The organism is Microbacterium sp. AC145, from assembly GCF_979258505.1.
Map to the genome: position 1 here is coordinate 832726 of NZ_OZ409859.1, position 12354 is coordinate 845079.

Annotated in this window: 14 protein-coding genes; 10 read left to right on the forward strand and 4 right to left on the reverse strand. The window is 68.0% G+C overall.

The window, feature by feature from the left end:
* Positions 1 to 41: 41 nt before the first annotated feature.
* The 7 genes from ACZZZN_RS04040 to ACZZZN_RS04070 are packed head-to-tail and all read left to right on the forward strand — an operon-like array spanning position 42 to position 4551.
* A complete protein-coding gene (locus ACZZZN_RS04040; RefSeq protein WP_463503933.1) occupies positions 42 to 1226 on the forward strand; it encodes a CpaF family protein in 1185 nt (394 codons plus the stop codon).
* Positions 1223 to 2080, forward strand: a complete 858-nt coding sequence (locus ACZZZN_RS04045; protein ID WP_463503934.1) for a type II secretion system F family protein — start codon at positions 1223 to 1225, stop codon at positions 2078 to 2080. The genes ACZZZN_RS04040 and ACZZZN_RS04045 overlap by 4 nt, the downstream gene beginning before the upstream one ends.
* The gene (locus ACZZZN_RS04050; RefSeq protein ID WP_463503935.1) at positions 2077 to 3015 is read left to right on the forward strand and encodes a type II secretion system F family protein; all 939 of its coding nucleotides are present in this window, start codon (positions 2077 to 2079) and stop codon (positions 3013 to 3015) included. Before ACZZZN_RS04045 ends, ACZZZN_RS04050 begins: the two co-directional genes overlap by 4 nt.
* Before the next feature lie 24 nt (positions 3016 to 3039).
* On the forward strand, positions 3040 to 3273 hold the full coding sequence (locus ACZZZN_RS04055) for a hypothetical protein (RefSeq protein WP_463503936.1): 234 nt from the start codon (positions 3040 to 3042) through the stop codon (positions 3271 to 3273).
* A 3-nt stretch (positions 3274 to 3276) separates the two neighbouring features.
* Complete coding sequence (locus ACZZZN_RS04060; RefSeq protein ID WP_463503937.1) at positions 3277 to 3711, forward strand: TadE family protein; 435 nt, start codon at positions 3277 to 3279, stop codon at positions 3709 to 3711.
* A complete protein-coding gene (locus ACZZZN_RS04065; RefSeq protein ID WP_463503938.1) occupies positions 3704 to 4135 on the forward strand; it encodes a TadE family protein in 432 nt (143 codons plus the stop codon). Before ACZZZN_RS04060 ends, ACZZZN_RS04065 begins: the two co-directional genes overlap by 8 nt.
* A gap of 8 nt (positions 4136 to 4143) precedes the next feature.
* Positions 4144 to 4551: a hypothetical protein gene (locus ACZZZN_RS04070; protein WP_463503939.1), complete on the forward strand. Its 408-nt coding sequence runs from the start codon at positions 4144 to 4146 to the stop codon at positions 4549 to 4551.
* Between the two features lie 42 nt (positions 4552 to 4593).
* Here the strand turns inward: ACZZZN_RS04070 and ACZZZN_RS04075 are convergent, their stop codons facing one another.
* Positions 4594 to 5142 (reverse strand): NUDIX hydrolase, encoded by a 549-nt coding sequence (locus ACZZZN_RS04075; RefSeq protein WP_463503940.1) that lies wholly within the window; start codon positions 5140 to 5142, stop codon positions 4594 to 4596.
* Complete coding sequence (locus ACZZZN_RS04080) at positions 5139 to 6371, reverse strand: MFS transporter (protein WP_463506543.1); 1233 nt, start codon at positions 6369 to 6371, stop codon at positions 5139 to 5141. Before ACZZZN_RS04080 ends, ACZZZN_RS04075 begins: the two co-directional genes overlap by 4 nt.
* Positions 6372 to 6477: 106 nt before the next feature.
* Here ACZZZN_RS04080 and prfB point away from each other — a divergent pair, with 106 nt between their 5' ends.
* Positions 6478 to 7587, forward strand: coding sequence for a peptide chain release factor 2 (gene prfB, locus ACZZZN_RS04085; protein ID WP_463503941.1), 1110 nt, complete (start codon positions 6478 to 6480; stop codon positions 7585 to 7587).
* Positions 7588 to 7599: 12 nt separating this feature from the next.
* Here prfB and ACZZZN_RS04090 read toward each other — a convergent pair whose 3' ends face one another.
* Together ACZZZN_RS04090 and ACZZZN_RS04095 are read right to left on the reverse strand one after the other, a co-directional pair.
* Complete coding sequence (locus ACZZZN_RS04090; protein ID WP_463503942.1) at positions 7600 to 8694, reverse strand: DUF2510 domain-containing protein; 1095 nt, start codon at positions 8692 to 8694, stop codon at positions 7600 to 7602.
* A 39-nt stretch (positions 8695 to 8733) separates the two neighbouring features.
* The gene (locus tag ACZZZN_RS04095; protein WP_463503943.1) at positions 8734 to 10188 is read right to left on the reverse strand and encodes a DUF2510 domain-containing protein; all 1455 of its coding nucleotides are present in this window, start codon (positions 10186 to 10188) and stop codon (positions 8734 to 8736) included.
* Positions 10189 to 10327: 139 nt separating this feature from the next.
* Here ACZZZN_RS04095 and ftsE point away from each other — a divergent pair, with 139 nt between their 5' ends.
* Both ftsE and ftsX read left to right on the forward strand, forming a co-directional pair.
* Positions 10328 to 11386 (forward strand): cell division ATP-binding protein FtsE, encoded by a 1059-nt coding sequence (gene ftsE, locus ACZZZN_RS04100; protein WP_463503944.1) that lies wholly within the window; start codon positions 10328 to 10330, stop codon positions 11384 to 11386.
* Entirely contained in the window at positions 11383 to 12297 is a 915-nt protein-coding gene (gene ftsX, locus ACZZZN_RS04105) for a permease-like cell division protein FtsX (protein ID WP_463503945.1), read from the forward strand. The genes ftsE and ftsX overlap by 4 nt, the downstream gene beginning before the upstream one ends.
* Positions 12298 to 12354: the final 57 nt, after the last annotated feature.

Here is a 12354-nt window from a genome sequence, read left to right on the forward strand (position 1 = left end):
AACTCCGGCGACCGGTCGACGATTGTTGCGAGGATGCTCGGGTGATCCTCCCCGCCGTACTCGTCTCCGAACGCGTGCGGCAGCGTCTGCGCAGCGAGGGCACGGATCCGACGCTCGACACCGAGGCCGCGAGGGGGCTCGCGCTCGCCGAGGTGCGGCGGTTCAACGACGTGGCGCTCGCGCGCGGCGAGGCGATGATCGATGACGAGGCCGCGTGCGTTCGCGATGTGCTCGCGGCCGTCAGCGGATTCGGCGCCCTGCAGCCGTTGCTGGATGACCCCGAGATCGAGGAGATCTGGCTCAACGGCCCCGAGAGCATCCACATCGCACGCGAAGGGATCGCCAGTCGACTGGATCTACGGCTCACCGATGCGATGCTTCGAGACCTCGTGGAAAGGATGCTCCAGTCGACGGGGCGCCGGGTGGACATCAGCCAGCCGTTCGTCGATGCTTCGCTGCCGGACGGCTCGCGACTACACGTGGCTATCGCCGACGTGGTGCGGGGCTCGTGGGCGGTCAACATCCGCAAGTTCTTGCCACGATTCCGGTCCCTCGACGCGCTGATCCGAGCCGGGATGCTGCCGCTCACCGTCGCCGAGATGCTGCGCAGCGCGATGCGCGACGGGCGGAGCGTGATCGTGTCCGGCGCGACCCACGCGGGCAAGACCACGTTTCTCGGGGCGCTGCTCGCCTCATGCTCGGACGTCCAGCGCATCATCAGTGTCGAAGAGACCCTCGAACTCGCCATCGATGGTCCCGACGTCGTCTCGTTGCAGGGCCGCCAGGCGAGTCTCGAGGGCACGGGCGAGATCACGCTCCGCAGGCTCGTGAAGGAGGCGCTTCGCATGAGGCCGGATCGGCTGGTCGTGGGGGAGGTCCGCGATGCCGAGGCGCTCGATCTCGTGCTGGCTCTCAATACGGGCGTGCCGGGAGCAGCGACGGTACACGCGAACTCGGCCGATGAGGCACTCGACAAGCTCACACTGCTGCCGTTGCTGGCAGGTCGCAACATCGACCGGTCGTTCGTCGCGCCGGCGTTGGCAGGGGCGGTCGATCTGGTCGTGCACTGCGTGCGCGGCTCCGATGGCGTGCGGAGAGTCGCCGAGGTGATCGCGCCGACCGGTGCTGTCGTTGACGGGCGCATCGTCACGCGGTCGATCTACGTGCACGAGGGGCACTCCGAAGGGCACGGGTCCGATTGGCGGCGGGACGGTGCTCGCGCATGACCGTGCTGTTGGGAGCGATGCTCGCCGCCGGGTTGCTGCTCTCCGTCTCACCGTGGCTGTGGCCACCGCGCTCGGCGTCGCCCCCAGAGCCTCGGCGAGGTCTTCTCTCGCGCACACTCGAAGAGGCAGGGCTCGGCGCGACACGTCCCCGATCGCTCGTCATCGTGATGCTCGCAGCGGCCCTGTGCTCGGGGGCTGCGGTGTGGCTGCTGACATCGATCCCCGCGCTCGCCGTGCTCGCGACGATCGCCGCGGGGAGTGCGCCGGTGCCCCTGCTCCGCGCACGTCGGCTGCGTCTGCGCAAGACGCGTCGTCAAGTCTGGCCTGATGTGTGCGACCTTCTGATCGCCTCGATCCGCGTCGGGCTGTCGCTGCCCGATGCGGTGGCGAGCCTGTCTGAATCGGCTCCGGCGATGATGCGTCCGGCCTTCATCGCATTCGCCCGGGACCTTCGGGCCACAGGGCGATTCGAGTCGAGCCTCGATCGCCTGAAGAGCGCCTTGGCAGACCCGATCGCCGATCGGATCATCGAGACGCTGCGGATGGCAAGACAGGTCGGAGGCACCGAGCTCAGCGGCGTTCTGCGCGCGCTCTCGGCCTCGGTGCGCGCCGATGCGGCGCTTCGAGGGGAGGTCGAAGCCCGACAGTCGTGGATCCGCGGCGCTGCAGTGCTCGGTGCGATCGCCCCCTGGGCGATCCTGGGCCTGCTCGTGATGAGGCCCGAAGGCGCCGACGCCTATGGCACGCCGGAAGGCATGGTCGTCATCTGCGTCGGGGCCTTCGTGTCGGTCGTCGCCTATCGCATCATGATCCGCATCGGGCGCCTGCCCGAACCCGGGCGGTGGTTCGGATGAGCGGATTCTCGTTGTTCTCCTTCTCGGTGCTCATCGGCGGAGTCCTGGCCGGGGGAATGCTCTGCATGGTCACTGCGCTTCCGCGCTGGGCCGCGGCGCCACTCGTTCAGCGGATCGGTCCGTACGTGCGCGACGTCGTCTCCGACGACGACCTGCCACAGAGCGCCTTGCCCGTGCTGCGCATGCTCCCCGCGGGAGGGAGATCGCCATGGAACCGGCTCCGGACGGTCTTCGAACGAGCACTCGGCGGCCGAGACGCCCTGCAGCGCAGGCTCGCGCAGGCGGGTATCGACATGAGCGCCGCGACCTTCCGCGGCCGCCAGTTGGGCTGGATGGTGCTCGGCATCGGAGCAGGGGCGGTCGCCGTCATCGTCCTGGTGCTCCTCGGTCGGATGACAGCTCTCGTCTCACTGCTTCCGCTGGTGGTGGGTGCGGGGTGCGCGGTCGCCTACGAGATGCAGCTCGGCGTGCGCGTGGGCGTGCATCGGGCGCGGCTCACGGACGAGTTGCCCACGACACTCGAGTTCCTCGCGCTCTGCCTGTCGGCGGGCGAAGGATTCCTCGACTCGCTCCGACGCGTCGCCCTGGTCGGATCCGGCGCGCTCACCATCGAGCTGCGCACGGTCGTCGTGGCCGTGGGAACCGGGTCATCGGTCGCCGATGCCCTCGCCGAGCTTGCCGCGCGACTGCAGCTGCCCGGCCTCACGCGAGCTGTCGACCAGGTGATCGCCGCACTCGAACACGGTGCGCCCCTCGCCGCGGTCCTGCATGCACAGGCCGGTGACGCCCGTGAAGATGCGAAGCGGGTGCTGATCGAGCAGGCCGGTCGCAAGGAGATCCTGATGCTTCTGCCCCTCGTGTTCCTCATCCTCCCGCTCTCGGTTCTCTTCGCCATCTATCCCGGGCTGTTCATCCTGCGACTCGGCATCGGCTGAGCGCTCAACGAAAGGACGACGACAATGACCCTTCCCCGACCCCGGAACCCGTGGCGACACCGGAACCCGCTGCGACGTCGCTGGGGTGCCGCGACCGCCTGGGTGCGCGAACTCGCTGATGATGACGCCGGCGACGTGCCGGGCTGGGTGCTGGTCACACTCATGACCGCGGGCCTCGTGGTGCTGATCTGGGCGGTCGCCGGGCCGGCGCTGAGCCAACTCTTCGAGCAGGCCATCGCGCGCGTGTCAGGGATCTGATCCGTGACCGGCGTGGCACGCGGTGCAGAGACCGGCCGATGTGCGCGATGGGGCATCACTGACGACCGGGGTTCCAGCCCGGTCGAGTTCGTGCTGGTGGGTACGCTCCTCACCGTGCTGACGCTCGCCGTGATGCAGCTCGCGCTCGCGATCTACGTCCGCAACGTCGTGCACGATGCTGCAGTCGAGGGCGCCCACTTCGCAGCTCTTGCGGACACGACCCTCGCCGAGGGAGCAGACCGCGCTCGTGAGGTGATCACGCGGGCGGTCGGCGCGGGCTACGCGGATGACATCACGATCGAGCAGAACTCGGTTCTCGGGCAGCCGACGGTGAAGGTCGTCGTCACCGCCACTCTCCCTGTGATCGGACTGCTGGGTGTGCCTCGTGCGCTGACGACCGAGGCGGCCGCACCGGAGGAGACGTTCGGTGATGGATGACGAGGGTTCGGCCGCGCTCGAGTTCATCGCAGTGGGGGTGATCCTGCTCGTGCCGCTGGTCTACCTGATCATCGCACTCGGCGCCATCCAGGAGCAGACGCTCGGTGTCGAGGCAGCCGCTCGTCATACGGTGCGTGCGATCACCCTCGCACCGGATGCAGCGACAGCCGCTGCTCGCGGCGAGCAGGTGCTGGCGAGTGTGGTCGAACAGTACGGGATCGACGACGAGACTCTCGAGGTGTCGATGGTGTGTCCCGGGGTGGAGGGAGAGTGCCCCCGGGCGGGAGCGACGGTTTCGCTCACGATCACCGCGCGCGTGTCGCTGCCGCTGATCCCCGCGGTGTTCGGTCTGCAGGACGCCGCAACGATCACCGTTCACGGGGCGACTGCGCAGAAGGTCTCGCGCACTTGGGGCACCGGGTGAACGACAGCATGCGACGAGATGACGAAGGCAGTGTGCTGCTGCTCACGCTCGGCTACGCGATGCTCGCGCTCGCGCTCATCTTCGTCTGCGTATGCGCCACGGACCTCTACATCGCGCAGAAACGCCTCGATTCGCTCGCTGATGCGGCGGCGCTCGCCGGAGCGCACGGATTCACTCTCACCGTCGAAGGCGGCGAGACGCTCGCCGAGCTCACGGACGTGCAGGTCCAGGAGCAGGCGGCGGAGATGATCGCGCTCACCTCCGAGACGGTGCGGATCGTGTCCGCCACCGCGCCGGAGGGGGTGTCCGCGCGGGTGACGATCGCAGCACCGTGGCATCCGCCGCTGCTCTCGCTGTTCCTTCCCGACGGAGTCGAGCTCGAGGCGACGGGTACCAGCCGCACAGCGGTGCGTTGACGGCACTCCGGGTCGATGGCCCGCACCGTGATCTGCCGAGAATCAGGCGATCATGCGCAGGAGGAGGGAACGAACGCGCACCTCGAAACCCTCGGGGACGTCGGGAGGGAGCGCGTCGACGGGCCACCACCTCACGTCTGCCGACTCGATGCTCACGGTGAGTGGCGAGTGCGCCGGCACGATCAGGGCGACGCCGACATCGAGGTGCGAGACACAGCGCCCGAATGCCGCAGACAGCGCGTGATGGTCGAGGTCGTACACGAGCGATGGGCCCGGATGCTCCGCCTCGAGTCCGGTCTCCTCCTCGAGTTCACGCAGAGCTGCGTCGACGATCGACGTGTCATCTTCGAGGTGGCCCCCCGGCTGCACCCAGAACATCCCCTTGCCGTGGAACACCAGCGCGATCTGCGTCAGGGACGGATCGAAGACGAACGCCGACGCCGTGGCGTGGATGGGGCCGTCGCTGCGGCTTGTGGGACCCGAATCGTCCGAGAAATGTCGGGAGAAGTCCGACAGCATCGCGTTCTCTCGGGGGGAGCGCGGCGTGTAGTCCACCACCAGGCTCCGGATGTCAGCGCCGAGTACCGTCACTCCGTTCCCTCCTTCGTCCGTGGGACGAACCGGGGGATCCATCGCAGGAACCCACCGGCTCCGACGAGACCGATCACGCCCATCGCGGCCGCTGCGAGCGGCAGCGACGCGATGGCGATGATCCCCGACACCAGCAGAGGCGCGATCGCGCCCCCGGCATCCGTGAGCGTTCGCCACGAGCCGAGGAACGCGGCCGGATCTTTCTTCGGGGCCACGTCTGCACCGAGGGTCAACAGGATGCCGCTCGACAGGCCGTTGCCCACCCCCAACAGCGCCGCGAACATGCCGAACCAGAGCACGGCGGAATCGAGATCGTGGGTGAAGGAGAGCGCGAGGAACCCCGAGCCCATGAGCAGCATGGCCGGCATCGCCGCCCACAGCCTGCCGAACCGGTCCATCACCTGACCGCTCGCGTAGAACAGCGCGAAGTCGATGGCCCCCGAGACACCGACCACGAGGGCGATCGTCGCGGAGTCGAGACCGAGTGAGAGACCCCACAGCGGCAGGACGACCTGGCGCGCTGAGCGCACCGCCGAGAGGGACGCCGCGGCGAGCCCCAGCCGTCCGAGAACGCCTCGCTGCAACCACATCGTGCGGAAGACCCCGATCCGCCCCGTCACCGGGATCGATCCGGTGACGACCTCGCCCGAGTCCTCCGACAGCTGAGCGGTGCGAATCGGAGTCGCTCTCGGAACGGTCTTCTCGGGGTCCGGGCCGAACAGCACCAGCAGCACCATCGCGACGAGACAGCCGAGGAAGAACCAGATAGCGGCGATCTCCGACCCGAACAACTGCAGGAGCCCTGCAGCGACGAACGGGCCGATGAAGACTCCGAGCCGGAAACTCCCGCCCAGCAGCGAGAGCGCACGGGCGCGGAAGGCGAGAGGAACCCTCGTGGTCATGAACGCATGGCGGGCGAGCCCGAAGGCCGCCGCGCAGAAGCCCAGGAGGAAGACGGATGCCGCGAGAATCGCGAGCGACGGAGCGAACACCATGCCGATGCCGGCCCCGATCGCGATGGTGCCGGCGATGACCATGGTGAAGCGTTCGCCGATGCGCGAGACCGCCCACCCGGCAGGGACGTTGCCGCACAGCTGACCGACCACGAGGGCTGAGGCCACGAGCGCTGCGAAGGCGACGTCGGCGCCCATCTCGGACGCGATCACGGGGATCAGCGGGATGACCGCGCCCTCGCCGAGCGAGAAGAGGACGGTGGGGAGGTACACCATCGGCCCGAATCGTCTCAGGACCGTGGATGCACTGCTCACCGTTTCACGCTACTCCCGTTCGAACCCGTCCCCGCCCGCACAGGCGGCACGTTAGGCTGGACGCGACATGCTCGAACTCGATCTCTCCGCCGACATCCAGGCCCTGCGACTCACCTACGGTGACATCCGCGAGGTCATCGATGTCGAGACCCTCCGCTCCGACATCGCGCGCCTCAGTGAGGAAGCCGGCGTGCCGGACCTCTGGGACGACCCCGAACGCGCTCAGAAGGTGACCAGTGCGCTGAGCCACCGCCAGTCCGCGCTCGCCAGGGTCGAAGGCATCGGCCGACGGCTCGATGACCTCGAGGTCCTCATCGAGTTGGCGAACGAGATGGGCGACGAGGACTCCGCCGTCGAGGCGCGTGCCGAGCTCAACTCTCTCACCGAGATCATCAACCAGCTCGAGGTTCAGACGCTGATGGACGGCGAGTACGACGAGCGCTCCGCCATCATCACGATCCGCTCGGGAGCCGGTGGCGACGACGCCACCGACTTCGCCGAGATGCTCATGCGCATGTACCTGCGGTGGGCCGAGCGTCACAAGTATCCGGTCAAGGTTCTCGACACCTCGTACGCCGAGGGCGCCGGCATCAAGTCGGCCACGTTCGAGATCGACGCGCCCTACGCCTTCGGGACGGTGTCGGTCGAGGCCGGAACCCACCGTCTGGCCCGCATCAGCCCGTTCGGTTCTGCCGACAAGCGGCAGACGTCGTTCGCGGCGGTCGAGGTGATCCCTCTCATGGAAGAGGCGACCGAGGTCGACATCCCCGAGAACGACATCCGCGTCGACGTGTTCCGCTCGTCGGGACCCGGTGGCCAGTCGGTCAACACGACAGACTCCGCCGTGCGCCTCACGCACCTTCCGACCGGCATCGTCGTCTCTATGCAGAACGAGAAGTCGCAGATCCAGAACCGCGCTGCGGCGATGCGCGTGCTGCAGACCCGCCTCCTCCTGCTCCAGAAGGAAGAAGAGGCTGCGAAGAAGAAGGAGCTCGCCGGCAACATCACGGCGAGCTGGGGCGACCAGATGCGCTCGTACTTCCTCTACGGTCAGCAGCTCGTCAAGGACCTGCGCACCGGACACGAGTCTGGTAACCCCGCAGCGGTCTTCGACGGCGATCTCGACGGCTTCATCTCCGCGGGCATCCGCTGGCGCAAGCGCAAGGAAGAGGACTGAGCCTCGCCGCTCTCAGCGCGCGGAGCCTCGGAATGACTCCGTGACGTCTTCGTCGGTGTAGACGATGCACTGGATCGTGCGGTCTTTCAAGCGATTCCACGACATCTCGGTCGGCACGAACCAGTAGTTGGCGAGAACAGAGTCCTTGTAGGGGATGCCCACGTAGTCAGCGAACGCGGCATCGCACCGTTCGGTCGCGAGAGACTGCAGAGCGTCGTCGCCGGGGAAATCCCCGTCTTCGGCGTCGAAGATGTAATAGACCTCGTCGGTGTGGGGTTGGTCGCACGGCACGATCGGGAGCTCGAACACCTCGTCACCCCACTCCACGTATGGGATGCACTGCCCGACCTCGAGTTCGTCGAAGGTGACGGTCTCCGTGCCCGGGGGCGGCGTCGCGACGGCGGAAGGTGAAGGCTCGCGCGTGGGCTCGTCGGAGGGTGCCTCCTCGGATGCCGACGGCGTCTCGGTCGTGACGGGGGCAGGGTCATCGACGGGCTCGGAGGCGGTCGCGCCCGATGTCAACAGTGATACCGCGAGGGCGAGGACTGCCCCGAGGGCGCCGAGCGCCATACCGGTGATCCCCGGCCACTTCGCGCCAGGGAAGAAGATGGACACGAGGGAGGCCACGACTCCGACGCCGAGAAGGATCCAGCCGACGACGGCGATCGCCGGGATGCACGACAGGACGACACCCACCGCCGTCACCGCGAGCCCGATGATGCCGAGGACGGAGAGCCCGGGCTTCGCTGCGGCGGGTGCGGGCGCGGTGGCGTATGTGCCGAACGGCGTCGCCGGATTCATCTGCGCCTGCACGTGGGGGGAGAACGGCGCTGTCACGGGAACGGGGGCGGCCGTCGGTCGTGACGTGTCTTGGTGCGCCGTGGGTGCGTTTCCCCTCCACGAGGCCTGGTCCGCTGCGACGTACGGCGGCTCGAACGGCGGATCGGTGGGATCCGGCAGCGTACTCGATGCGTCCGGAGATGGAGATGGAGACGTCGGTGTCGGTGTCGGTGTCGGCGTCTGCATCGTGTGCTCGGTCCAGCTCGTGCCGTCCCACCACCGGAGCAGGCCTGAGCCGTCGTCGTACCACCCTGCGGGTGTCGTCATCATCGACTCCGTTCCCTGATGGTCACTCGATCCTCCGGTTCAACCGGCGGTCGGGGTGACCGAGATCCGTGCGATCTCGCGCGCGGCCTCGTCGGTGACCACGAACACGTACGACTCGCTCTGCTCCACGTCGAACGTGATGGGACCGCTCGCGGTCTGCCCCGGTTCGAGCAACTCGTTGGGAGAGCCCGCGGCGAAGAGATCGAGCTCCCCTTCGGTGCCGTCCGCAGTTTCGAGGGAGGTGAAGAACGGGTTCGCGGGAGTCGTGCCCTCGATTCCGGTCCACGTCGTGTCGACGGTCAGGAATCCACCGTTGGTGGACGGTACGCCAGATCCGTCGTCGGCCGCCCACGTCGCTCCGGTGACGGTCACCTCGCCGCTTCCGCCGAGCAGTCGCAGCGTCACGGTGTCGCCGATCGTCCCCTCCTCGACCTGGACGTCGGTGGTGTCATCCTCGGGTTCGGTGGTCGGAGACGGGACGGACTCGCTGGAGGGAGGTGCGGTCGGAAGATCGCGGATCTCCTCCGAGACTGTGGCGATCGTCGCGAAGATGCCCACGATGACGGTGAGCACCGCGGCGATGATGGCTCCGACGATCGAGACGATCAATCCCGTGATGCCCGGCCATTTCCTCCCGGCGAGGAAGAGTGAGATCACTGACGTGACGAACCCGCCGATCAGCATGAGCCACCCGATCAGAGCGATCCAGCTGAGTGGGATGCAGGCGATCAGCGTTCCGACCACAGCGAGGCCGAGGCCGATCAGCCCGAGCACTGAGGGGCGGGCGGGAGCGGCAGGGGCGGCGGCCGGATACCCACCGGGCGCACCGTATCCGGGCGCCGCGTCGGGATAGGGCGACCCGGGGTATGCCGAGTTCTGCGCGCTTCCCGGATAGGCGGCGGTTGCGCCCGGGTACGACGGTGCCACACCGGGATAGCCGGGTGCGACGGGAGCGGGGGCGGCGTTCGCGTACGGCGGCACGTCGCCGAGCGGGGCCGGCGTATCTGATCCGGTGCCGTACGACGCGTCTGCGGGGCCGACGCCAGCGGGAGACGGTTCTGTTGATCCGGCAGCGGCAGCGCGGTCGGGGGATGACTGCTCGGATGACGCGGCCGGCTCGGACGACGGGGGAGTCCCCATCGCAGCGGCAGCATCCGTTGATCCGGCAGGGTCCGTTGATCCGGCAGGGTCCGTTGATCCGGCAGCGCCCGCCGATCCGGCTGTGTCCGTCGCCTTGGGCGCATCCCACGTCGCTCCAGCCTCGACGGCGGCGACGGACTGGATCGAGTCCCGAGTCTCGGCCGCGGCCGCCGAATGGGCGGACTCCGCCTCTGCGGCGCCTCGCGCGTCCGACGAATCGCTCTGCGTCGACTCCGTCGTTCCTGCGTCGTGGGGAGCCTCGAGATCCGGGGCGAAGTGCTCCGTCCACTGCTCGCCATCCCACCAGCGCTGCCGGCCGGAGCCATCGTCGTACCAACCTGCAGGCGTGGTCATCGCATCCCCCTCGGAGTCGTCGTCCACGCTGGGGCGTGGATCCGCACCTCCATGTATAGCAGTGGGGTGCGACACGGAAGCGGCCGGCGGGGGTGTCGCTCGCGACCAGACGATTCCGCGCGCTTAGGCTCGTAAAGCCATGATCCGGTTCGAGAACGTCACGAAACGCTATCGCGGGACCTCCAGGCCCGCACTGTCCGGCGTCGATTTCGAGGTCCAGCGGGGCGAGTTCGTCTTCCTCGTCGGGGCATCGGGCTCGGGGAAGTCGTCGTGTCTGCGGCTCATCCTCCGCGAGGATGTGCCGACCACCGGACGTGTCGCCGTACTCGGCCGCGACCTCCGGTCGTTGGCGAACCGCAAGGTGCCCTATTTCCGGCGCCACATCGGCTCGGTGTTCCAGGACTTCCGGCTGCTGCCGTCGAAGACGGTCTACCAGAACGTCGCCTTCACACTTCAGGTCACCGGCTCGTCCCGGGGCTTCATCCAGCAGGCCGTGCCCGAGGCGCTCGCGCTCGTCGGCCTCGACGGCAAGCAGAAGCGGATGCCGCACGAGCTCTCCGGTGGTGAGCAGCAGCGAGTGGCGATCGCGCGCGCTCTGGTCAACCGCCCACAGGTGCTCCTCGCCGACGAGCCGACGGGAAACCTCGATCCCGCCACCTCCGTCGACATCATGCAGCTGCTCGCCCGGATCAACGCCGGAGGCACCACCGTGCTCATGGCCACCCACGAAGCGGGCTTCGTGGACCAGATGCAGCGTCGCGTGATCGAGCTGCGTGACGGCGAGATGGTCCGCGACGAGGTGCACGGCGGTTACGGCGACACCTCGAACATCCCACGCCTTGTTCCTGAAGAGGTGCGAGGCGCCGCGGCCGCTGCCGCGCTGACGGCCGTGCAGGAGGTGCAGCGCCAGACCGCCGACCTCTCGGTGGTGCGAGCCGCCCTGGCCGAAGAGCTCGACACGCAGCGCCGAGCGGAGTCGATCGCTGCCGATGCCGTTCCTTCGGCGTCGGAGACGCCTGAGGCCCAGGCCGTTCCGATCGAGCCGCAGGTCGACGATCCTCAGGTCGGGTCGACCGGGCAGGTGGGCTCTCGAACGCATCCGATCCTCCTCCCGGAGGTCGACGTCGCAGAGCTGGGAGTGGCCGATCGGCTCGGCCTCTCGGACGACGGTGCCGAGGAAGTGGGGCCGACATCATGAGAATCGGCCTGATCCTCACCGAGGCCCTCGGGGGGCTTCGACGCAACATCTCGATGGTCATCTCCGTCGTGCTCGTCACCTTCGTGTCGCTGACGTTCGTCGGCGCCGCGATCCTCATGCAGGCGCAGATCGGCACCATGCGCGGGTACTGGACCGAGCGTGCGCAGGTCGCGGTCTACATGTGCTCCGACATCTCGGAGTCCCCGACGTGCATCGACGGGGGAGCGTCCGAAGACCAGGTGAACGCCGTCCGCAGCCAGCTCGAGGGAGAGGCGCTCGCGCCGCTCATCAGCGAGGTCACCTTCGACTCGAAGGAAGACACCTACGCGAAGCTCGTCGACCAGCTCGGCGAGGACCAGGCGAATCTCATCAGCGCCGAGCAGGCGTTCGAGGTCTTCTTCGTCACGATGAAGGATCCCGGGCAGTCTCAGGTGATCTCCGAAGCCTTCAACGGCGTCACGGGTGTCGAGCAGGTTCAGGACCAACTGCAGTACCTCGAGCCGCTCTTCTCCGCCTTGACGGTCGCGACCTACATCGCCGTCGGGATCGCCGTGCTCATGCTCATCGCAGCGATCCTCCTGATCGGGACGACCATCAGGCTCTCGGCGTACGCACGGCGCAAGGAGATCGGGATCATGCGCCTGGTGGGGGCATCGAACCGCTTCATCCAGACGCCGTTCGTGCTCGAGGGCGTGTTCGCGGCCCTCCTCGGATCGGTGCTGGCCAGCGCGGCTGTCGTCGCCGGTGTGCATTTCGGGGTCGAGGGGTATCTGCGGGGACGTGTGCCCTTCATCACCACCTGGATATCCATGGGAGACGCCGCGCTCGTGGTGCCGGTCCTGATCGGAATCGGAGTGGTGCTCGCCGCGCTCTCCGCCGGCTTCGCGATCCGCCGATGGCTGCGCACCTGACCACGTCGCGGGTATAGACTGACAGGCTGCTCGCGACTCATCTGTCGCGGAGCTCGT

Bases quoted from the DNA above. Each gene is read 5' to 3' on its own strand.
- ACZZZN_RS04045 (WP_463503934.1), top strand. From the start codon at position 1,223: ATGACCGTGCTGTTGGGAGCGATGCTCGCCGCCGGGTTGCTGCTCTCC.
- ACZZZN_RS04050 (WP_463503935.1), top strand. From the start codon at position 2,077: ATGAGCGGATTCTCGTTGTTCTCCTTCTCGGTGCTCATCGGCGGAGTC.
- ACZZZN_RS04055 (WP_463503936.1), top strand. From the start codon at position 3,040: ATGACCCTTCCCCGACCCCGGAACCCGTGGCGACACCGGAACCCGCTG.
- ACZZZN_RS04065 (WP_463503938.1), top strand. From the start codon at position 3,704: ATGGATGACGAGGGTTCGGCCGCGCTCGAGTTCATCGCAGTGGGGGTG.
- ACZZZN_RS04070 (WP_463503939.1), top strand. From the start codon at position 4,144: ATGCGACGAGATGACGAAGGCAGTGTGCTGCTGCTCACGCTCGGCTAC.
- ACZZZN_RS04080 (WP_463506543.1), bottom strand. From the start codon at position 6,371: ATGGTGTACCTCCCCACCGTCCTCTTCTCGCTCGGCGAGGGCGCGGTC.
- prfB (WP_463503941.1), top strand. From the start codon at position 6,478: ATGCTCGAACTCGATCTCTCCGCCGACATCCAGGCCCTGCGACTCACC.
- ACZZZN_RS04090 (WP_463503942.1), bottom strand. From the start codon at position 8,694: ATGACGACACCCGCAGGGTGGTACGACGACGGCTCAGGCCTGCTCCGG.
- ACZZZN_RS04095 (WP_463503943.1), bottom strand. From the start codon at position 10,188: ATGACCACGCCTGCAGGTTGGTACGACGATGGCTCCGGCCGGCAGCGC.
- ftsE (WP_463503944.1), top strand. From the start codon at position 10,328: ATGATCCGGTTCGAGAACGTCACGAAACGCTATCGCGGGACCTCCAGG.
- ftsX (WP_463503945.1), top strand. From the start codon at position 11,383: ATGAGAATCGGCCTGATCCTCACCGAGGCCCTCGGGGGGCTTCGACGC.